The organism is Mycobacterium sp., assembly GCF_035314665.1.
Lineage (GTDB): Bacteria > Actinomycetota > Actinomycetes > Mycobacteriales > Mycobacteriaceae > Mycobacterium.
The window spans coordinates 12381-33326 of sequence record NZ_DATFZD010000042.1; the positions used below are offsets into that span (position 1 = coordinate 12381).

Genomic DNA, 20946 nt, shown 5'->3' on the forward strand with positions numbered 1-20946 from the left:
CCCTGACGTCGTTCCCGAACCCTTCGCCATGACATCTACGGGTAACGCCAGTCCGGGATGGGCGTGAGTATGCGGATTGCGTTGCTGTCGTATCGCAGCAAAACGCATTGCGGCGGCCAGGGGGTTTACGTCCGTCACCTCAGCCGCGGACTGGTCGAACTCGGACACCACGTCGAGGTGTTCTCCGGACAGCCCTACCCCGAAGGCCTGGATCCCCGAGTGGTGCTGACCGAGGTACCCAGCCTCGACATGTATCGGGAACCCGACCCCTTCCGGATCCCGCATCCCCGTGAAATCCGGGACCGCATCGACCTGCGTGAGCTGGCGACGGTGTGGACCGCGGGGTTTCCCGAGCCACAGACCTTCAGCATGCGCGCCGCCCGCCTGCTCGCAGGACGGCCGGACGACTTCGACGTGGTGCACGACAATCAGAGCCTGGGCGTCGGCCTGCTCGAAATCGCGGCGACCGGCCTGCCGGTGGTGGCGACCGTTCATCATCCGATCACTCGCGACCGGGTGCTGGATCTGGCTGCGGCGCGGTGGTGGCGTAAACCGTTGGTACGCAGGTGGTATGGCTTTTTGGAGATGCAAGAGCGGGTCGCTCGCGCCATTCCGGACCTGCTGACCGTCTCGTCGTCGTCGGCCACCGACATCACCACAGACTTCGGTGTCCACCCAGACCAGCTCCACGTGGTACCGCTAGGTGTCGACACCGACTTGTTCGCACCGTCCACGCAGCCTCGAATTCCTGGTCGCATCATCGCCATCGCCAGTGCCGACCGACCGCTCAAGGGCGTCGGGCATCTGCTGCAGGCAGTGGCCAAGCTGCGGACCGAACACGACCTGGAGCTGCAGCTTGTTGCCAAGCTCGAACCCAACGGCCCGACCGAAAAGCTGATCGCGGAACTCGGGATCTCCGATATCGTCCACATCTCCAGCGGACTCTCCGACGTCACGTTGGCGCGGTTGTTCGCCTCTGCTGAAATCGCCTGTATCCCTTCGCTTTACGAAGGCTTTTCGCTACCCGCGGTGGAAGCGATGGCCAGCGGCACGCCAATTGTGGCCAGCCGTGCCGGCGCGTTGCCGGAGGTGCTCGGACCGGACGGCGAGTGCGCCAGGCTGGTGCGGCCCGGCGACGCCGCCGACCTGATCAGGGTGTTGGCCGAGCTGCTGATCTCACCTGACCAACTGCACCGACTCGGCGTGGCCGGTCGCCGCCGAGCCGTTGACGTGTACAGCTGGGAATCGGTCGCCGCGCAGACCGCCCGCGTCTACGAACGCGCGGTCGCCCGGCAGATGCCGCTTCGGGATTCGCCCCAGACGGTGGGCGAGCCATGCTGACCGTGGACTTCGACCGTCTCGGTATTGGTTCTGGCACGACGGTTATCGACGTCGGGTGCGGGGCGGGCCGGCACAGCTTCGAGGCCTATCGCCGGGGTGCCGATGTGGTCGCGTTCGATCAGGACGCCGACGAGCTGAAGAACGTAGACACCATGTTTCGCGGCATGGCCGATGCCGGTCAGGTACCGCTATCCGCTCGAGCCGAGACCGTCGTCGGTGATGCACTGGCATTGCCCTATCCCGATGGAACGTTCGACTGCGTCATCGCTTCGGAGATCCTGGAGCATGTCCCCGCGGACAATACGGTGATCGACGAGTTGATTCGCGTGCTCAAGGTCGGCGGCAGCCTGGCAGTCACCGTGCCCAGGTGGCTACCCGAGCGGCTGTGCTGGCTGCTCTCCGACGGCTACCACAGCAACGAGGGCGGCCACATCCGCATCTACCATGCAGACCGGCTGCGCGCCAAGATCGCCGACCGCGGAATGACCTTCACCCACGGCCATCACTCGCATGCCTTACACGCGCCGTTTTGGTGGCTGAAGTGCATAGTTGGCGTTGATAATTCAGACCATCCGGCCGTCGTCGCCTATCACAAGCTGCTGGTCTGGGACATGATGCAGCGGCCCCTGCTCACCCGGCTGGCCGAATCCACGCTCAACCCGCTGATCGGCAAGAGCGTCGCGCTGTACTTCGAGAAACCGGTCCCCGCCGTTGAAATGGTATGAGACACCGGGCGTTCCTGGCGTCCTCTCTCCCGCACAATGTCAGCAGACCGCGGAATCGATTGTCGCGGTGCAGGAGCCATCCGGCGCGATCCCATGGTCGGAAGGCGGGCACACCGACCCGTGGGACCATGTGGAATGCGCGATGGCGCTCACCGCGGCCGGCCTGATCGACCCGGCGCGGCACGCATTCGACTGGTGTCGGCGCCAGCAGCGCGCTGACGGATCCTGGCCGATCCAGCTTCGCGCCGGCGCCGTCGAGGACGCCAACAGCGACAGCAACTTCTGCGCTTACGTCGCGGTCGGGGTCTGGCACCACGTGCTGATCACCGGGGACGACGCCTTTGCCACCGCGATGTGGCCGACGGTGCGGTCCGCCATCGACTTCGTTTTGGAGCTGCAACTCGAGGGCGGCGAAATCTGTTGGGCACATAGCTCTTCAGGCCCGGTCGCCGAAGCGCTGCTGACCGGGTGCGCCAGTATTTTCCACAGCATCCGCTGTGCTCTGGCCCTGGCGAACTACGTCGACGAGCCGCAACCGGAATGGGAGGTCGCGCTGGGCCGGCTGGGCCACGCGATCGCTGTCCACCCCTCGGCGTTCACCGAGAAGCCGCATCACTCGATGGACTGGTACTACCCGATCCTCGGTGGTGCGCTCCGTGGTCCCGCCGCGACCGCCCGAATCGCCGAACGGTGGCGCGATTTCGTCGTCGACGGTTTGGGCATCCGGTGCGTCGACGACCGGCCGTGGGTGACCGGCGCGGAGACATGCGAACTGGTGCTGGCGCTCGATGCGATGGGTAGCCGGCAGGCGGCGCTGCGGCAGTTCGCCGCCATGCAGCACTTGCGTGAGGACGACGGCTCCTATTGGACCGGGCTGGTATTCAGCGACGGAAAACGTTGGCCCGTCGAGCGAACCACCTGGACCGGAGCAGCCGTGATTCTCGCCGCCGACGCGCTGTCGTGCACCACCGCCGGCAACGGCATCTTCCGTGGCACCGATCTGCCGCGCGGCCTGGAAGGCGACTACGACTGCGAGTGCGCGATCAGCCCGTCGGATCGCTAAACCCGCGCGCCGGCCTCTCCAGATATCCGCTGCAGCACCCGCATTGACCCGGTGACGGATCGCTCTACGAATGCGCCGCTTTGCACCGCTCGGCAATAGATTTGGTAGGGCGCCTGGCCGCCGTCACGCGGGTCGGGGAAGACGTCGTGGATGATCAGCGCGCCTGCGGGACTCACCCATTTCGCCCATCCGTCGAAGTCTTGCTGCGCGGCGGCCTCGCTGTGCCCACCGTCGATGAACAACAACTGCAGCGGCGTGCGCCACCCGCTGGCCACCACGGTCGATTTGCCCACCACCGCCACGACGTTGTCGTCGAGGCCGGCGTCGTCGAGCGTGCGCCGCAAGGCGGGCAGGGTGTCGAAACGCCCGCTGGCTTTGTCAACCAGCGATGTGTCGTGGTACTCCCACCCAGGCTGGTGCTCCTCGGAACCATGGTGGTGATCGATGGTGTAGAGAACACTGCCACGAGCAAGCGCCGCCGCCCCCAACAGCACCGTCGACTTGCCGCAGTAGGTCCCGATCTCTACGCCGACCCCGTGATCGAGGTAGCTGAGCGCGGCGTCATACAGCGCCCGGCCCTCGTCGGCGGGCATGAACCCGGTGACCCGATCGGCCAGCTCGAACAATTGGGTTGTTCGCTCGTCGGCAGCCGAAAGATTTGAGGAGAACGTCATCATCGCCAACCGTAACAGTCGTCGCGAAGGGCGGGGCCCGCGCACACGTCACGTGTGGTTGCCGCACCTGTGACGTTGTAGTAGTGTCCGGACACGTGTCCAACCCGGTAGCTCGGGAATCGACCAGACGGCGACTGACCGCCAAGCAAGCCAACACCGTTGACCGGCTGGGCCATGCCGCGATTGAAGTCCTTAGCCGAGAAGGCTTCTCCGGCTTGACGATTCGCATGGTCGCCGCGGAGGCCGGCGTCGGCGCAGCGACAGCCTACACGTACTTCTCCTCGAAGGAGCACCTCGTCGCCGAGGTTTTCTGGCGGCGGTTAGCGTCCACTCCCGTTCCGGCGACCGAGTCGCCGGAACCGACCGTCCGCGTGACCGCGGTGCTGCGGCATATCGCACTGCTGCTGGCCGATGAACCCGAACTCGCGGGTGCCGTGACCAACGCACTGCTGGGTAAGGACCCTGAGGTCAAGCATCTGCGGCTGCGCATCGCCCGCGAAATTCACCAGCGCCTGGTCGCAGCGGTGGGCCCGGACCGCGCTGACCTTGTCGACTCACTGGAACTGCTCTACGCGGGAGCCCTGGTGCACGCCGGCATGGGATATGCCTCGTACGCCCAGATCGCCGAACGGCTGGAGGCGGCGGCGCGACTGCTGTTGGCCGGCACACCGTAACCGCGGTAGCGGCGGTCTCATCGGCTGCGAACTGGCATGATCACGGCCATGGACGTCGTCGAGCACCCTGAACGCGACCAACCCTGGGATAGCACGGAGCGCTCTGAGACCGAAGTCCAACGTCTAGACCGCAATTGGGTCAGCCTGCTGCAGGAATTGCGCGTAGTGCAGACCGGCGTCCAACTGCTCACCGGCTTCCTGCTGACGTTGCCGTTCCAGCAGCGATTCACCGACCTCAACCTGACGATGCGCGTGGTCTATCTGGTAACTGTGGGTTCTTCGATTTGTGCCACCGTGCTGTTGGAGGCTCCGGTCGCGATGCACCGCTTGTTGTTTCGGCGGCACCGAATCGAGTCCGTGGTTGCCGCAGCCCATCGGTTCGCTTACGCCGGGCTATTACTGATGGGGCTGTCTCTTACCGGCGTGGCCGTGCTCATTTTCGGCACGGTCGCCGGTCCCGCGGCGGGCGTCATTGCCGGTGTATGCGCGATGCTGGCTCAACTCGTTTTTTGGGTGCTGGTGCCGCTGCGAGCGCGACACGAAGCACCCCCCTTGACGGAATAACGACCGCGCGCAGGGCCGGTTTGCACAGTGATCAACCCGGGAACACACCTGCCATGTTGATCCGCAGAATCGCTCGCCCCTTATTGTCCGCGGCATTCATCGGCCAAGGTGTCGAGACGTTGCGAAACCCCAAAGTCACCATCGATGCGGCGCAGCCCACTGTGACGGCGCTGCAAACGCTGCCGGAACCCTTCGGAAGCATGGTTCCGTCGAATGCCGAGACGGCGGCACGGATAACCGCCGCGGTCCAGGTCGGTGGCGGCCTGTTGCTTGCCACCGGCAGATGGCCGCGAATCGCATCAGCGGCGCTCGCGTTCACGGTGATACCGGGCAGCCTTGGCGCACATCTGTTTTGGAATGAGTCCGACCCGGAGGTCAAAGCCCAGAAACGGCGTGACCTGCTCACCGACCTGAGCCTGCTGGGCGGGCTGATCATTGCGTCGGCGGACACGGCAGGTAAGCCGTCGCTGGGATGGCGTGGTCGTCAGGCGGCCGGCCGGATCTCGGAAGCGGTTTCGGCTGCACTGCCGCTCGATGGATCCGACGGCTCCGTGCTTGACTCCGAGTTGGCCGAAAGAATCGCGCATGGCCTGCATGTGGGCGCCGAGCGCGGACGCGAACTCGCGGGCACCGCCGTGGAGAAGAGCGGACCGCTGGTCGAGACCGCCCGGAAGCGCGGCGTCGAACTCGCCAGTACGGCTGGGGAAAGGAGCGCACCCTACGTGGAAGCCGCACGCAAGCGCGCCCGTAAGCGCGGCCACCAGCTGGCGGAAACGGTGCGCGAACACGGCGCCGAACTGGCCGAGACCGCCCGCGAACGCGGCGCCGAACTGGCCGAGACCGCCCGCGAACGCGGTGGCGAACTTGCCGAGACCGCGCGCGAACGCGGCAGCGAACTGGCCGAGACCGCGCGCGAACGCGGCAGCGAACTTGCCGAGACGGCCCGCGAACGCGGTGGCGAACTGGCCTCCCGCCGGCGGGGCAAAGCCCATCGCGGACGAGTCAAAGTTCGTCGCTGGCGCTGACCGGCCGAGCCCTGGAACGTGTCCGCACGTACAGCACCCAGGACAGGGCTACCAGCGTAAACACCACAAGGGGCACAAAGCCCGCCCAGCTGGCGGGGTAGAGCACCCCGCTGATGTAGTGGGCGATGAAGCCTCCCGGCGGTAGTGGCGCCATCGCGGCTTTCGCGCGGCCCCATCGCTCCAATGAGGTCAACGGACAGTCCAGACGCGCTGCGGTGATCGCGATTCCCCACAACGCCGCGGGCACATGCAGCCAGATCGCCCGGCGCCAGTGCAATGCGAGGAAGCCGCCGACGATCAGGTAGCAAAGGAAAGCGAAGTGCGCGACGACGGTGAGCCCAACGACGATGTGATACATCGTTAGCCGCCGCAACAACGCGATACAACGGCAGCGGCTTTCACGTCGCTCATAGCCATGCACCAGCTGGTTTGCCGTGTCGAATAGAGCACCATGCTAGCCGTCACCGCGGTCGGGCAGTACCCGCCGCACAGCGGCAGGAAGGGTACATTGGCAGCCACCAACCTGGTCAGGAGCGAATCCCATGACATCAGCAGACTTCGATCCCAACTCGCCCCTGTACGGGTATCCGCCGGCCGGTTCGCCGCAGTGGTCGCAAGCCCGGCCCGGAGGGCTCGGTCGCAGATTTTTCGCTCGGGTCATTGACGGCATCCTGGTGAACATCGTGGCCTTTTTACTGTCGATGTTCCTGTTCGACCAGGACTACTGGTGGCTGGTGACCGGGCTTTTCTCGGGCGTGCTGATGTTCGGGTACTTCGTGCTCTTCGAAGTCACGCAGGGTGGCAGCCCCGGCAAGAAGCTGCTCGGCTTGGCCGTGCACGGCCCGGGCGGGGCGCCGAAACCGGATGCGACCCAATCGGCCATCCGCAACTCGTTCACCTTGCTCGCGGTGGTGCCCTATCTCGGTCCGCTGCTGGCGTTCATCGCCTACATCATCATCGCGGTGACGATCAGCGGCAGCCCCACCAAGCAGGGCAAGCACGACGAGTTGGCCGGCGGTACCCAGGTCGTCAAGAACTGAGGTACGTCACAAACCTGTCGACGATGCTGTCGGCGCTCGATCCGACGTCGAGGGCTAGCCCGTGCTCGTCGGGCGCCAACGGTTCCAAGGTGTCGAACTGCGATTGCAGGAGCGTCGACGGCATGAAGTGGCCCGGCCTGCCCGCTTGTCGGCGTGCGATCAGCTCCGGTGAACCGGTCAGATGCAAGAACTCGATCCGCGGACAGTGTGATCGCAATCGATCGCGGTAGGTGCGCTTGAGCGCTGAGCAGCTCATCACGCCGCCGCCCTCATGATCGGCCAGCCACTGCCCGACCGCGTCCAGCCAAGGATACCGATCGTCGTCGGTGAGCGGCGTACCCGCGGCCATCTTGGCGATGTTGGCTGCCGGGTGAAATGCATCGGCGTCGGCAAAAGGCACCCCGAGGCGGCTTGCTAACGCGGCGCCGACCGTCGACTTGCCCGACCCGGAGACACCCATGACCACGATCGGCGGGCTTTGGCGGACAGGGCGTTTCAGCGCAGATTGCGGTTCCATTCCAGCCAGCCCACGCCGCTGCGTCCGTCGGCGGTGCTGACGGTGGTCCACACGCGAGGAAATTGGCTCACCCGCCCGTCGAGCGAGACGAGGCGCAGCGGTGCGTGTCCACGCACCTCAATGGTCGCGGTGATACCACCGGGATCGACGGCGAGCGTTGCGGTTTCCGGTAATCCGTCGGTGTCGAACGTTTGGCGGGCGGCGATGGTTTGCAATTCGGTGACCGTGCCACCGTCTTGGACATACCCGATGCCAACCGGCGGGACGCCCGGAATCCGGATGTCGACGGCGTGGATGTGTGTTCCATCGTCGAGGTGCAGCGCGCTCCAGATCCAGTCCATGCTCCACCAATCCCGCACGCCCCACGAGTGGTCGCGCTGGCCGGGTGTCGAGTCGAGGGTGTAGCGATGTCCATCGACGGTGACGGTTCCTGAGACGGTGCAGGGTATTTCGTAGCGCGTAGTCAGCCGATACCTGTATGGCGTGCCGTCGGTGCTCCACACCAGATCGAGCGCGACGTCGACCGGCGCTCCTCGTTCTCCCCGCAACAGCGCGGCCGGATCCGGGTACGACTCGCCGTGGCCGTGCAGGCCAATGCGATAGCTATGCAGTGGATCGCCGACGGAATGGGTGAAATCGACTGCGCCCGTTTGCAACGCCCACGGATCGTCGGGCAGCGGCACCTCGAAGTCGACGACGGCGACCGTGGGTAGGTTCGGACCGCACAACAGGGCATGCAGCCACGCCGTCTTCTGGTTAGGGATCAGTCCGATGCGCACCCAGCCACCGAATCCGCTTGCCGCATCGGCGAAGTCGGCATACCAGCTCTCGCTCCACAGCGGCTCGTCGGTGGCGGTATGGGCCGACTCGTCGTCGTCTGACGGACGCAGCGGCTCGGCGACCGTCGGGGCGGGCAGTATCGCCAGCGCGTCAACGTCGAGCACATGCTCACAATGCCGTTGCAGCATCGTCATGAACATCGCGTCGCCGCGTTCGGTGCGCTCCACCAGCATTGACGAGACGATGGCCATCATCACCCCGAAGAAGCTCTGTCTGCGCACCCCGTCGCGGACAGCGGCGAGACTGATCGGCGCGTCCGGCCCCAGCGCCGCGTGGTAGGCCTGCAGCAGCGCGTCGTGATGCGTGCGCCGCTCCGCCAGCGGCAGCGCGCAGCCGACAAAGTAGGCCAGGTCGGTCATCGCGGGGCCCCAGGTGACCGTCTGCCAATCGACCACGGTCAGCGGGCGATCGGCGCCGGCGGCGCCGAACAGCATGTTGTCCAACCGGTAGTCGCCGTGCACCAGACCCTGCACGCGATCCTCGCCGGCCTCCTCCGCCAGGTAGGCGTCGAAGCCGCCGACCAGCCGTTCGCACACCATGCGGTGTTGCGGTGCGATCCGGTCGCCATAGCGATCGACGAAGCGGGCGTACAGCGCTGTGATCAACCCCTGGTTGAGCGGCGTATCGCGGTGTAGCCACGGCGCGTTCGCGAGGGTGGTGTCACCGAGCAGCGGACCCTGCAGCCGGGCCAGCTCGGTGACGGCGAGTTCGGCCTGTGCGGCTGTGGCGCCGCGGATTTCGTCGCCGACGACGGCCGGGTTCGCATCGCCGAGCAGCACATCGAAGATGCCGGCCGCCGTGTCGAAAGCCGCGTGATAACACGGCGCAACCGGCCCGTGCAGGCGCGGAGCGATATCCCGGTAGAAGCAAACTTCACGCTCGTAAAGGCCCAGACTGCCACCGGTCTGCCGGCTCATTGGGTCGGTGGCCGCAACTTTGAGCACAACCGAATCGGGCCCCGGGCTGCCCGGCCTGCCGTCGGCATAGGCCAGCTGAATCCGGTAGCACTCGCTCATCTGACCGGTGCCGATCCGCTCGACGCCGAAATCAGCGACGGTTCCGGCGCCGATGGCCGCGGTCAGCCAGTCGGCGGTGAGGTCACCGGGACTTTCGACGACGTTGTCGGTGTGGGGTTTCATGGCTCGTCCACGAAATCACATCCGCCGTCATCGCGCCAGAGTGAAACCCTCCCACGCCATCCGCCGCTCGGGGTGCGGATCGAACTCGAGCCGCGACTTGCGGTCTAAGACCATGACCGCGCGGTCGGTGTCGGTGTAGACCGGCCAGTCGTCGCCGGGCACCCCGGTGCGGCTGAATGATCGCCAGCGCCTTTGCACTTCGTTGGTCACCCGCCGAGCCGATCGCCGGTCGGCGGCCGCGGTCAGCATCGCGCCCAACCTGGTGCGATAGATGCCGAAGACCGCCAGCAGTTCAGTGGCATGCGTGGCGCCCAGCCCCGACCAGCGCAATACCCGCGGTGCGTAGTCGTAGCGATACAGGTAGACGGGCGCGTGCCTGCCGTGGGCTTCCGCGATGTCCCAAGCCGCCGAGCTGAAGGCGAAGTCGCCGCCGAGCCGCACACAGGCGGCCCGCTCGGGATAATCGGGGTAAGCAGCGGTAATACGTTCCCGTGCAGCCGGTTCCACCTCAGCAAGCAGCGCTTCGACCATCGGCTCGGTGGTCGGCAGCAGCGGCAAAAAGCGAGTGAATAAGCGGCCCTCTTCGGCATTGGTACCCACGATCAGCGGCACCCGGTGGGCTTTGCCGCGCCGCATCGCCTCGACGGGGTCCAGAGGCAGAACGTCATCACCGCAAACCGGGCCAATCGGAAAGGCCCCCAGCATGTCTCGGACGCCCTCGTCGATCAGGCAGTTTTGTGCCGCTACCAACTCGGCGGCAGAGGCCTGCATCACCGCGTGCGCGGCATCCTGCTTGCGGACACCCAACAGCGTCGCGAATCGTCCCGCGAACTCTGCGGCGATTTCACGCGAGCGAACCATTCCGGTTGCCGGGCTTTCCGAAATCACATGGGCGAACAGGCCTTCAGCCTCCGGCACCGCTAACAACGTGGCGACCGCATGCGCGCCGGCGCTCTCACCGAATATCGTGACGTTGTCCGGATCACCGCCGAACGCCGCAATGTTCTCCCGGACCCAGCGCAGCGCCAACACCAGATCACGCAAGAACAGATTGCTCTCCAGCGGGATGTCGGTCCTCGACAACGACGACAAATCCACACACCCCAGCGCGCCGAGCCGATAGTTGACCGACACATAGACACAGCCACGGCGGGCCAGCCCCACGCCGTCGTATATCGGAGTGGCTGAGCTGCCCATGATGCATCCGCCACCGTGCACGAAGACCATGACCGGCAGCGGTCCACTTTCCGGCGCTTCCGGTGTGACGACGTTAAGGGTCAGGCAGTCCTCACCCATCGGCTGGTACTTGCCGACGCCGACGATCGTGTAGCGCCGCTCCTGCGGCGCGCACTTGGTGAACCCGTGGCAATAACGCACACCTCGCCACGGCTGGGCCGGCTGCGGCGCCCGAAAGCGCAGCGCACCAATCGGCGGCCGGGCGTACGGGATCGATCGCCAGCGGTGCACGCCGTCGCGGGTGAAGCCTTCGACGGTTCCGGCGGCCGTGGTCACGCGGACGGTGTGTTCGTGCATTACCTGACGGTAGCGAACGTGAGCGGGTCACGCCGGGCAGGTGCACAGAATCGGTTTGCGGCGTTTCCGCTAGACGGCGAGTTCGAGCACCTGGATTTCGCCGCTGTCGCCGTCGACCTCGATGAGCGCTCCCGGCGGCAGCCGTCGGGTAGCGTCCTGAACATCCACCACACCCGGGATACCGAATTCCCGCGCTACCACGGCCGCATGCGACATCGGTCCGCCGAGCTCCGTCACCACCGCGGCCGCGTAGGAGAAGACTGCGGTGTAGCCGACGTCGGTGACCACGGCGACCAGGACCTCGCCGGGTTCCAGGTCGTCGATGGAGTCCGGCCTGACGATCCGCACTCGCCCGCGAACTCGTCCGCCACCGACGCCGACGCCGCTCAGCGTCTCCCCTGGGATCAGGACGGTCGCCAAGGAGCTAGCCGCTTGCCAACCGCCGCTGAAGACTGCGGGCGGGGCGAAGCCGGCCAGCCGGTGTTGTTCTGCGCGACGGCGCGCGACCAGTCCGGAAGTATCAGCGGGCAGCGCGTCGAGCTCGTCGACCAGCAGATAAAACACGTCGTCGACGGCTTCGAGCACACCCGAGTTCACCAGTCTGCGTCCCAGCTCGCGGAGTAGGTTGCGCAGCAACCAGATTGCCCGGACCATTCGGTCGCGACGGACTTCGCGGTCGCGGAGCTGATGAGTGGCAAGGCGCGCAACGGGCCTGCCCTGCAGCGGGATTGACGGGCGATGCGACTGCGGCCGAGCGGGAAGGTTCAGCGATTTGGCCACCATGCGGATCAGCATTTCGGGGTCGTCGGCATAGCTGGCCGACCGCATCTCAACCTCGGCGGGGCCCCGGTGCCCGATCACCTTCAGCTCGGCAAGCACCGCCGCGTGGAATTCCGGTGCCTGGCTGGACAACTCCTCGAGATGATCGCCGGGGCCGGCCAGAATCCGGGTCACCTCGGGGTCACGTTGCGCGGCGTCCGCCAATCGGTACACCGTGTTCAGCGGCTGCGCGCTGGCCACCTCCTGACCGACGGGTAGCACGGTGTCCCGTCCGCTCAGGCCCCGAAGGACCACGCTGAGCGCGGCGAACGACATGAACGACCCCGATGCCAGCACCCAACCGTGTACGACGTGATCGCGTGCCAACAGGATCAGGCTCTGCAGTCGGTTGTCGGCGAGCCACGAAAGATCCCCAGCAGCAAGCTCTTCCAGGCGATCGACATCGTCGATGAAGTCACGGGTGTCGTGAGCGGCGCCGGCCGTGAGACCCGCCAGGTTGGCCGCGAACACCCCGAGGTTGCGGATGGTGCGCAACGGCCGCATGGCGGGACCGGACTCGCGCGGCGTAGGTTGCTTACCGTAGATCGGCATGCTGGCGACACTCTGGCCGAAGAACTGGCTCTGGCGAATCACCGTGGCGGGCTTGACGAACGGCACAGCCTCGGCCATGAAGTGTGCGGTGGTGATGGCCCCGTACAAGCGATGCGCGAAGACACCGATCATGCGCGCGGCGATTTCGTGTTGGATCAAACCGCCGGGCCGCAGCCGCCCTGCGGTGATCGCGCCGGCCGCCCGCAGCCCCAGCACCGTCACCGATGCCGATGAAGGTGAGAACGGTCCGGGCAGGGCCTCCGACAGATTGGTGGCGAGGTAGGTCGGGAAGCGTGGGTCGATCGGGGTGTCGAACTCGCCGTTGGCGCCGTCCGGGCCGGCCAGGACCGGGGCAACTCCGTCGGCGGCCGGCGCATCAACCGACGGGATGTCTTGGACATGAACTAGCCGCCAGGGCAGCGATATCACCCGCTTGCCGACGCTGATTCGTCCGCGCACCGCCAGTGCGACGTCTTCGACACATTCCCGGGCGCTCCAGGCCGGCGTGAAGTTCCATTTGTCACGCAGCAGCGAAGTATCCATCGACGGAGCACCCAGTAGGCGATCTAAGCCGGCTGAACTCAGCAGCCGGGTGCCTGCCGGCACGACCGGGCGGCCGAGCAGTCCGGCGATCTCGCGCAGCGTCGGCTCCCCTTGCGCGGCAAGGTTCACCGGTCCGCTGCCGATGCCGGTATCGACGATCGCGTGCAGGAAAACCCGATGCACGTCGTCGCTGTGCACGACCTGAACCCTCCGGCCGGCTTTCCCTTGGGGAAACAGCGGAGCAGCCAACACTCGGCGCACCCAGTTGTCGACACCTCTACCGAGGATGGCCGCCGAGCGGATCGCCACCCATTCCGCACCGGAGTCGACCAGCATCTTCTCGGCGTCGGCAACGTTGCGCCCGTCAGCCGAAACCGGTTTCAGGTGATCGGCTTCGGACAGCGGCGACTCGTCGCCGTGATCTACCCCATAGACGTGCGCCGACGAGGCGAACACGATACGGCGGGTACCGGTTTGGGCCATGGCGTCAAGCACATTGGCGGTCCCGCCGATGTTGACCTCGCTGTCGCCGGCCCAGGCACAGTGCACGACGACGTCCGCGCCTGCGATCGCACGCCGCACCCCGGATGCATCGCGAATATCGGCCTGCACGAAGTCGGCCGCGCTCGGCCAGCTTTCCGGTCGATGACGGGCCAGGCCGACGACGTCGTGGCCGCGGCTGAGTAGTCGGGCGACAACGCCGCGACCGATCACTCCGCTCGCCCCGGTGACGGCGACCCTCACTGGCTAACCTCAATCCTCGGCTGCCTAGTCGTCGTCATCGAGGAAGGCAGCATTGACCAGATCGTCGAGATCCATTGCCGCGAGGTCTTTTTCCTTGTTCTCTGCCGCACCGTCTTCGCCCTCGTTCGCCAGGCTGAGCAGCAGGTCCAGTACTCCGGCCTGGCGAAGGCGTTTGACCGGAATGGACGACACGACGCGCTGGATTTCCGCCTCACCGGGCGCAACCTGCGGTGTCGCCTCGGTCGAGGTCCCGACGAGCTCTTGACGGAAGTAGCCGGCCAGCGCCGCCGAGTTCGGGTAGTCGAAGATCAGCGTGGGCGAAAGCGCCAGCCCGGTCGCGGCTTTGAGACGGTTACGCATCTCGACCGCGGTCAGCGAGTCAAAGCCCAACTCCTGGAACGCCTTGTCCGGGTCGATGGCCTCCGGCGTGCTGCTGCCGAGCACGGTCGCGATATGCGAGCGCACCAAATCCAGCAACACCGCATGCTGCTCATCCTCGGGCAGCCCCTCCAGACGTTGCAGCAGCGCGGACTTCGACTTCGCGGCGGCCAGCGAATCGTCGACCTGACGCCTCGCCCGTGCGTTGATCAGGTCGACGAACATCGGCGGCAGGGTGCCCGCGTCGTACTTGGCCCGCAGCGCCGTGGTGTCGATGCGGGCGGGTAGCAGGAACGGTTCGTCGACCACCATCGCGGTGTCGAGCAGTTGCAACGCTTCGGCCGACGACATGGCCACAATGCCGTCGCGGGCGAACCGGGCTAAGTCGACTGACGCCAGCCCGCCGGTCATGTTGCTGGCTTGGTCCCACAGACCCCAGCCCAGCGAGATCGCCGGCAGACCGTGGGAACGCCGATGCACCGCCAACCCATCCAGGAACGAGTTGGCCGCCGCATAGTTGGCCTGACCCGACGACCCCACCAACCCCGCCATCGACGAAAACAGCACAAAAGCAGACACATTCGCATCGCGGGTCAGCTCATGCAAATTCCACGCCGCATCCACCTTGGCCCGCAACACCGCATCCACCCGCTCCGGCGTCAACGACATCACCACCGCATCATCAAGCACACCCGCGGCATGAATCACCGCCGAAAGCGGATGCTGCACCGAGATATCGGCAAGCACCTTGGCCAACGCCTCGCGATCAGCAGCATCACACGCCACCATCGACACCTGCGCACCAGCGACACCCAATTCGGCCGCCAACTCCGCCGCACCCGGCGCATCCGGGCCACGTCGACTCAACAACATCAGCTGGCGCACACCATGATTGGCCACCACATGACGGGCCAACGCCGAACCGGCCATCCCGGTCCCACCGGTGATCAACACCGTGCCCGCCGCCCACGCGTCCGGCATCGTCAGCACGACCTTGCCGATGTGGCGCGCCTGACTCAGATACCGCAACGCCGCCGGCGCCCGCCGCACATCAAACGCCGTCACCGGCAACGACCGAAGAGCACCGTCGTCAAACAGCTTGGCCAGGTCGGTGAGCATTCGCTCGATGTGGTCTGCCCCGGCCTCGAACAGGTCGAAGGCGCGGTAGCGCACTCCGGGGTGTTCTTGCGCGACGGAATCGGGTTCGCGGATATCGGTCTTGCCCATCTCGAGGAACACCCCGCCCGAGGCGACCAGACGCAGTGAGGCATCGACGAAGTCGCCGGCCAGCGAGTCCAGCACGACGTCCACACCACGACCACCGGTGACCGCGCGGAACTTCTCCTCGAACTCCAGGCTGCGCGAATCCGAGATGTGATCGTCGTCAAAACCCATCGCCCGCAAGGTGTCCCACTTACCCCGACTCGCGGTGGCGAACACCTCCAACCCCAAATGCCGGGCCAACTGCACCGCCGCCATCCCCACCCCACCGGTGGCCGCGTGCACCAACACCCGCTGCCCCGGCCGCAAATCCGCGAGCGTCCTCAGCGCGTAGTACGCCGTCGCGAAGACCACCGGCGCCGTCGCGGCGTCGGCGTACGACCACCCCGTCGGGATCTCCATCAGCAGGCGGCCATCGGTGATCGCCATGGTGCCGGTGCCCTCCGGGAAGAGCCCGGTGACCCGGTCGCCGACAGCGAAACGACTCTCGCCGGAAGCGGTTTCGACGACGACCCCGGAGGCCTCCACACCCATGACCGCATCGTCGTCGGGGTACAGCCCGAGAGCGATCATGACGTCGCGGAAGTTGGCCGCCATCGCGCGCACGGCAACCCGGACCTGGCCGCGCTCCAACGGCGCGTCCGCGTTCGAGATCGGCTCCAGCAGCAGATTCTCGAACGTGCCCTTGGTGGACATACCGATCCGCCACGGTTCCGCACTTGGCGGCACCAGCAGGGCGTCCACCGCCCGACTACCGCGCACCCGCCCGGTGTGTACCGTCCCGCCCCGCACCAGCACCTGCGGCTCACCGGCCGCCAGCACCTCGGCCATCACCGTATCGTCAAGAGGCGCATCGGAATCCACCAACACGATCCGGCCGGGATGCTCGGTCTGCGCCGAACGCACCAACCCCCACACCGCGGCACCCGCCAGATCGGTGACGTCCTCCCCGGCCAACGCAACCGCACCACGGGTGGCCACCACGAGCATCCCCGAGTCATGCTCAGCGAGCCAGGATTGCAGCGCCACCAGCGCCTCGTGCGTGCGCCGGTACGTCGCGGCTAGCGAATCTTCCTCGGCGGCCACGGATTCGAACACGTCGTACGACGGCGTCTCGGCGTGCGATGCAGGCGATACGGGTGACCAGATCACCTCAAAGATCCGGTCCGGCCCCGACCCGGACACCGCCGCCATCAACTGCTGCTGCGACACCGGACGAGCCACCATCGACGCCACCGACAACACCGGCAACCCCAGCCCGTCGGCCAACTCCACCGACACCGACGACGGACCCGAGGGCGCAATCCGCGCCCGCACCGCCGACGCCCCCGCCGCGTGCAGCGACACACCCTGCCACGAGAACGGCACCAGCACGCCGTTTCCGTCGTGGTCGTCGGTCTCGGTGGCCACGATCACCGCGTGTAGAGCAGCATCCAAGACCGCGGGGTGCACACCGAATCCCGCCGGTGATAGGCCGGCGTCGCTCGGCAGGGACACGTCAGCGAACACCTCGTCGCCGCGACGCCACATCGCTCGCAACCCCTGGAACGCCGGACCGTACCCGTAGCCGCGTATCGCCAGTCGGTCGTAAAGCCCGTCGATGTCGACCGGCGTCGCGCCCACCGGCGGCCAGGTGGACATGTCGGTGTCCGAACCGGCCTCGCCGGGCCGAACGACGCCCTCGGCATGCAGGGTCCAGCCGGAGTGCTCGTCGCCGCGGGAAAACACCGACACCGAGCGGGTGCCTGACTCGTCGGCCGCGCCGACGACGACCTGCACGGCTACCGAGCCGGTTGCCGGGATCACCAACGGCGCCGCCAGCATCAGCTCGTCGATGACCGAGCAGCCAACTTCGTCGCCGGCGCGGATCGCCAACTCGACAAATCCTGCACCCGGGAACACCACCACGCCGCCAACCGCGTGATCAGCAAGCCACGACTGCGACGCTGACGATAGCCGACCGGTCAGCACCACTCCGCCCGAGCTGGGCAGGTCCACCACCGCACCCAGCAACGCGTGCTCACTGGGCGCCAATCCGAGACCAGCCGCGTCACCGGCAGCGCCATCGCTGGAAAGCCAGAACCGCCGCCGCTCAAAGGCATACGTCGGCAACTCCACGAATCCGGCCCCGGGCAACATCGCGCGCCAGTCCACGCCCACACCCGAAACGAAGGCCTGCGCCAATCCGGTCATCAGGCTGGCCGGCTCGGGCCGGTCCTTGCGCAGCAAAGGCACCGAAGCGACCAGATCTACGGGGCCCTCAGGCAGCGATTCCGCGATGGACGAGGTGAGGCCACCACCCGGCCCGACCTCGAGGAATCGGTTGGCTCCAGCCGAATTCGCAAAGCGGATGCTGTCGGCGAACCGTACTGCCGCGCGGATGTGCTGCGTCCAGTAGTCGGCCGACGCGAAGTCCTGCTCGGCCAATTGCCCGGTCACGTTCGAGATGATCGGGATGGTGGGCGCGTTGATCGTGAGCTCCCTGGCCGCCGCCTTGAACTCGTCGATCATCGGCTCCATCAACGGAGAGTGGAACGCGTGTGACACCGCGAGCTTGTGCACACGGCGGCCCTGTTCGCGCAGTTGCTCAGCGATCGCGGTCACCGCATCCTCGTCGCCGGAAACCACTACGGACGACGGGCCGTTCACGGCGGCGATACCGACGCCGTCGGTCAGCAACGGCCGCACTTCGTCTTCGGTGGCCTGCACGGCCATCATCGCGCCGCCGGCGGGCAGGGCCTGCATGAACCGGCCGCGCGCGACCACCAGCACCGCGGCGTTTTCCAGCGACAGCGCACCGGCGACGTGCGCTGCGGTCAACTCGCCCACCGAGTGGCCCATCACAAAGTCGGGCCGCACACCCCATGATTCCAGCAGCCGGTACAGCGCGACTTCGACCGCGAACAGGGCGGGTTGCGCGAATTCGGTGGTGTTCAGCAGATTTTCGTCGTGGCCCCAGATGACTTCGCGCAGCGGCCGCAGCAGGTGCCGGTCCAGCTCACCCACAACGGTATTGAAGGCTTCGGCGAAGACCGGATATGCGGCATGCAATCCCATGCCCATGCCGAGCCACTGCGAGCCTTGGCCGGGGAAGACGAACACGGTCTTGCCTCCCGGGGCGGCGCGGCCGGTGACCGCCGAGCCAGCCAGCTCGCCGTCAGCCAACTCCGTCAAACCGCCCAACAATTCCGGGCGATCAGCGCCGAGCACCACCGCCCGATGCTCAAACGTCGACCGGCCCGCCAACGAGCGGCCCACATCGGCGGCCGCCAACTGCGATCGCGCACCGATGAATTCACGCAACCGCGCCGCCTGCTTGCCCAGCGCGACTTCACTCTTGGCCGACAACACCCACGGCACGATCGGCGGCTCGGCTGCCGATTCCACCGCCTCGGCCGTCGGCGGGGCTTCGATGATCACATGCGCGTTGGTGCCGCTGATCCCGAACGACGACACGCCCGCCCGACGCATGCGACCATTGACCGGCCACGGCTGAGCCTCGGTCAACAAGGTCATCGACCCCGCCGACCAATCCACGTGCGGGCTGGGCTCATCGACATGCAGTGTCGCGGGCAATACCTCGTGGCGCATCGCCAAAATCATTTTCATCACGCCGGCCACGCCGGCGGCGGCCTGGGTGTGACCCATGTTGGACTTGATCGACCCCAACCACAGCGGCTGCGACCGGTTCTGCCCGTAGGTGGCCAGCAACGCCTGGGCCTCGATCGGATCACCCAACGTCGTGCCCGTGCCGTGGCCCTCCACGGCGTCGACATCGGCCGCGCTCAGCCCGGCGTTAGCCAGCGCCGTACGCACCACCCGCTGCTGCGACGGGCCATTAGGCGCGGTCAAACCATTCGAGGCGCCATCCTGATTCACCGCCGAACCCCGCACCACGGCCAACACCGGATGCCCCAGCCGCTGCGCATCCGAGAGCCGCTCGACCACCAACATTCCCCCGCCCTCGGAGAATCCGGTGCCGTCGGCCGCACCGGCGAACGCTTTGCAGCGGCCATCCGGAGAGAGGCCGCGCCAGCGGCTGAACTCGACGAAGATGTCGGGTGTGGCGTTGATGGTGACGCCGCCGGCCAGCGCCAGGTCGCATTCGCCTGACCGCAATGACTGCACGGCCATATGCAGCGTCACCAGCGACGAGGAGCACGCGGTATCCACCGACAGCGCCGGGCCTTCGAGCCCAAGCACGTACGCGACCCGCCCCGATGCGACGCTGGACAGCTGGCCGGTCAGCCGGAAGCCTTCCACCGGCTCGGCGGAGAACATGCCGTAACCCTGCGTCATGACGCCGGCGAATACGCCGGTCGCGCTGCCCCGCAGCGTCGTCGGGTCAACACCCGCGCGCTCCAACGCTTCCCACGACAACTCGAGGAACATGCGCTGCTGGGGGTCCATCGCCAGCGCCTCGGACGGACCCACCCCGAAGAACGCGGGGTCGAAGTCTGCGACGCCGTCTACGAATCCACCGGTGCGCGTGTAGCAGGCGCCCGGCACGTCGGGGTCGGGGTTGTAGAGTTCGGCCAGATCCCAACCGCGATCGTGCGGGAATTCGGTGAGCACGTCGCGGCCCTGGATAACCATGTCCCACAGGTCTTCTGGAGAATCGACGCCGCCGGGGAACCGGCAGGCCATCCCGACGATCGCGATGGGCTCGTCGGTGTTGGCCCGGACCGCGGTCACCTGCTTGATCTCTTCTGGCACGCCCGCGAGTTCGCCGCGGATGTAGGTAGCCAGACCGCTGGGAGTCGGGTAGTCGAAGATCAGGGTGGGCGAAAGCGCGAGCCCAGTGGCGGCTTTGAGACGGTTACGCATCTCGACCGCGGTCAGCGAGTCAAAGCCCAACTCCTGGAACGCCTTGTCCGGGTCGATGGCCTCCGGCGTGGTGTTGCCGAGCACGGTCGCGATGTGCGAACGTACCAAATCCAGCAGCACCGAGTGCTGCTCGGCTTCGGTCAGCCCGTGGATGCGGTGTGCCAGTGCCGACTTCGACTTGCTGGCGGCCAACGAGTCGTCGACCCGCCGGCGGGTCGGGGTGTTGATCAGGTCGACGAACATCGCCGGTACCACCGCCGCGTTGGCGCGCAACGCGGTGGTGTCGATGCGGGCGGGCAGCAGGAACGGCTCGTCGACCACCATCGCGGTGTCGAACAGTTGCAACGCTTCGGCCGACGACAGCGCCAACACCCCGCTGCGGCCCAGGCGGGCCCGGCCCGCGGCGTCGAGTCCGCCGGTCATGTTGCTGGCTTGATCCCACAGACCCCAGCCCAGCGAAATCGCCGGCAGACCGTGGGAACGCCGATGCACCGCCAACCCATCCAGGAACGAGTTGGCCGCCGCATAGTTGGCCTGACCCGACGACCCCACCAACCCGGCCATCGACGAAAACAGCACAAAAGCAGACACATTCGCATCGCGGGTCAGCTCATGCAGATTCCACGCCGCATCCACCTTGGCCCGCAACACCGCATCCACCCGCTCCGGCGTCAACGACATCACCACCGCATCATCAAGCACACCCGCGGCATGAATCACCGCCGAA

14 protein-coding genes are annotated in these 20946 nt (G+C 66.7%); 7 read left to right on the forward strand and 7 right to left on the reverse strand.

The window, feature by feature from the left end; translation table 11 throughout:
- Positions 1-69 precede the first annotated feature (69 nt).
- Genes VKI00_RS03205 through VKI00_RS03215 form a run of 3 tightly spaced genes read left to right on the forward strand, consistent with a single transcriptional unit; the run spans position 70 to position 3129 of the window.
- Positions 70-1341, forward strand: a complete 1272-nt coding sequence (locus VKI00_RS03205; RefSeq protein WP_324435344.1) for a glycosyltransferase family 4 protein — start codon at positions 70-72, stop codon at positions 1339-1341.
- A complete protein-coding gene (locus VKI00_RS03210; RefSeq protein ID WP_324435316.1) occupies positions 1335-2066 on the forward strand; it encodes a class I SAM-dependent methyltransferase in 732 nt (243 codons plus the stop codon). The genes VKI00_RS03205 and VKI00_RS03210 overlap by 7 nt, the downstream gene beginning before the upstream one ends.
- A complete protein-coding gene (locus VKI00_RS03215; protein WP_324435318.1) occupies positions 2053-3129 on the forward strand; it encodes a prenyltransferase in 1077 nt (358 codons plus the stop codon). The genes VKI00_RS03210 and VKI00_RS03215 overlap by 14 nt, the downstream gene beginning before the upstream one ends.
- On the opposite strand, the gene VKI00_RS03220 is transcribed toward VKI00_RS03215, so the two are convergent.
- Complete coding sequence (locus VKI00_RS03220; RefSeq protein ID WP_324435319.1) at positions 3126-3803, reverse strand: class I SAM-dependent methyltransferase; 678 nt, start codon at positions 3801-3803, stop codon at positions 3126-3128. The genes VKI00_RS03215 and VKI00_RS03220 overlap by 4 nt on opposite strands.
- Before the next feature lie 95 nt (positions 3804-3898).
- Here VKI00_RS03220 and VKI00_RS03225 point away from each other — a divergent pair, with 95 nt between their 5' ends.
- From VKI00_RS03225 to VKI00_RS03235, 3 genes are read left to right on the forward strand one after another with little or no spacing between them, the layout of a single operon-like run.
- Positions 3899-4477 (forward strand): TetR/AcrR family transcriptional regulator, encoded by a 579-nt coding sequence (locus tag VKI00_RS03225; RefSeq protein ID WP_324435321.1) that lies wholly within the window; start codon positions 3899-3901, stop codon positions 4475-4477.
- A 48-nt stretch (positions 4478-4525) separates the two neighbouring features.
- On the forward strand, positions 4526-5041 hold the full coding sequence (locus VKI00_RS03230) for a DUF6328 family protein (RefSeq protein WP_324435322.1): 516 nt from the start codon (positions 4526-4528) through the stop codon (positions 5039-5041).
- Between the two features lie 53 nt (positions 5042-5094).
- The gene (locus VKI00_RS03235; RefSeq protein WP_324435324.1) at positions 5095-6066 is read left to right on the forward strand and encodes a DoxX family membrane protein; all 972 of its coding nucleotides are present in this window, start codon (positions 5095-5097) and stop codon (positions 6064-6066) included.
- Here VKI00_RS03235 and VKI00_RS03240 read toward each other — a convergent pair.
- Entirely contained in the window at positions 6044-6424 is a 381-nt protein-coding gene (locus VKI00_RS03240) for a DUF2784 domain-containing protein (RefSeq protein WP_324435325.1), read from the reverse strand. The genes VKI00_RS03235 and VKI00_RS03240 overlap by 23 nt on opposite strands.
- 184 nt (positions 6425-6608) lie before the next feature.
- On the opposite strand from VKI00_RS03240, the gene VKI00_RS03245 reads away from it, so the two are divergent.
- Positions 6609-7106 carry an RDD family protein gene (locus VKI00_RS03245; protein WP_324435327.1) on the forward strand — a complete coding sequence of 166 codons (498 nt, stop codon included), beginning with the start codon at positions 6609-6611 and terminating at the stop codon, positions 7104-7106.
- On the opposite strand, the gene VKI00_RS03250 is transcribed toward VKI00_RS03245, so the two are convergent.
- From VKI00_RS03250 to VKI00_RS03270, 5 genes are all read right to left on the reverse strand, one after another.
- Positions 7096-7623, reverse strand: coding sequence for a gluconokinase (locus VKI00_RS03250; protein ID WP_324435329.1), 528 nt, complete (start codon positions 7621-7623; stop codon positions 7096-7098). The genes VKI00_RS03245 and VKI00_RS03250 overlap by 11 nt on opposite strands.
- Entirely contained in the window at positions 7602-9602 is a 2001-nt protein-coding gene (locus tag VKI00_RS03255; protein WP_324435331.1) for a DUF7065 domain-containing protein, read from the reverse strand. The genes VKI00_RS03250 and VKI00_RS03255 overlap by 22 nt, the downstream gene beginning before the upstream one ends.
- Positions 9603-9629: 27 nt before the next feature.
- Entirely contained in the window at positions 9630-11135 is a 1506-nt protein-coding gene (locus VKI00_RS03260) for a carboxylesterase/lipase family protein (RefSeq protein WP_324435333.1), read from the reverse strand.
- 69 nt (positions 11136-11204) lie between these two features.
- Complete coding sequence (locus VKI00_RS03265; protein WP_324435335.1) at positions 11205-13793, reverse strand: NAD-dependent epimerase/dehydratase family protein; 2589 nt, start codon at positions 13791-13793, stop codon at positions 11205-11207.
- Between the two features lie 24 nt (positions 13794-13817).
- The coding region (locus VKI00_RS03270) for an SDR family NAD(P)-dependent oxidoreductase (protein ID WP_324435337.1) at positions 13818-20946 on the reverse strand (7129 nt) is incomplete at its 5' end.

Coding starts and splice junctions, on each gene's coding strand:
- VKI00_RS03205 (WP_324435344.1), top strand. CDS start 70: ATGCGGATTGCGTTGCTGTCGTATCGCAGCAAAACGCATTGCGGCGGC.
- VKI00_RS03210 (WP_324435316.1), top strand. CDS start 1,335: ATGCTGACCGTGGACTTCGACCGTCTCGGTATTGGTTCTGGCACGACG.
- VKI00_RS03220 (WP_324435319.1), bottom strand. CDS start 3,803: ATGACGTTCTCCTCAAATCTTTCGGCTGCCGACGAGCGAACAACCCAA.
- VKI00_RS03230 (WP_324435322.1), top strand. CDS start 4,526: ATGGACGTCGTCGAGCACCCTGAACGCGACCAACCCTGGGATAGCACG.
- VKI00_RS03235 (WP_324435324.1), top strand. CDS start 5,095: ATGTTGATCCGCAGAATCGCTCGCCCCTTATTGTCCGCGGCATTCATC.
- VKI00_RS03240 (WP_324435325.1), bottom strand. CDS start 6,424: ATGTATCACATCGTCGTTGGGCTCACCGTCGTCGCGCACTTCGCTTTC.
- VKI00_RS03245 (WP_324435327.1), top strand. CDS start 6,609: ATGACATCAGCAGACTTCGATCCCAACTCGCCCCTGTACGGGTATCCG.
- VKI00_RS03250 (WP_324435329.1), bottom strand. CDS start 7,623: ATGGAACCGCAATCTGCGCTGAAACGCCCTGTCCGCCAAAGCCCGCCG.
- VKI00_RS03255 (WP_324435331.1), bottom strand. CDS start 9,602: ATGAAACCCCACACCGACAACGTCGTCGAAAGTCCCGGTGACCTCACC.
- VKI00_RS03260 (WP_324435333.1), bottom strand. CDS start 11,135: ATGCACGAACACACCGTCCGCGTGACCACGGCCGCCGGAACCGTCGAA.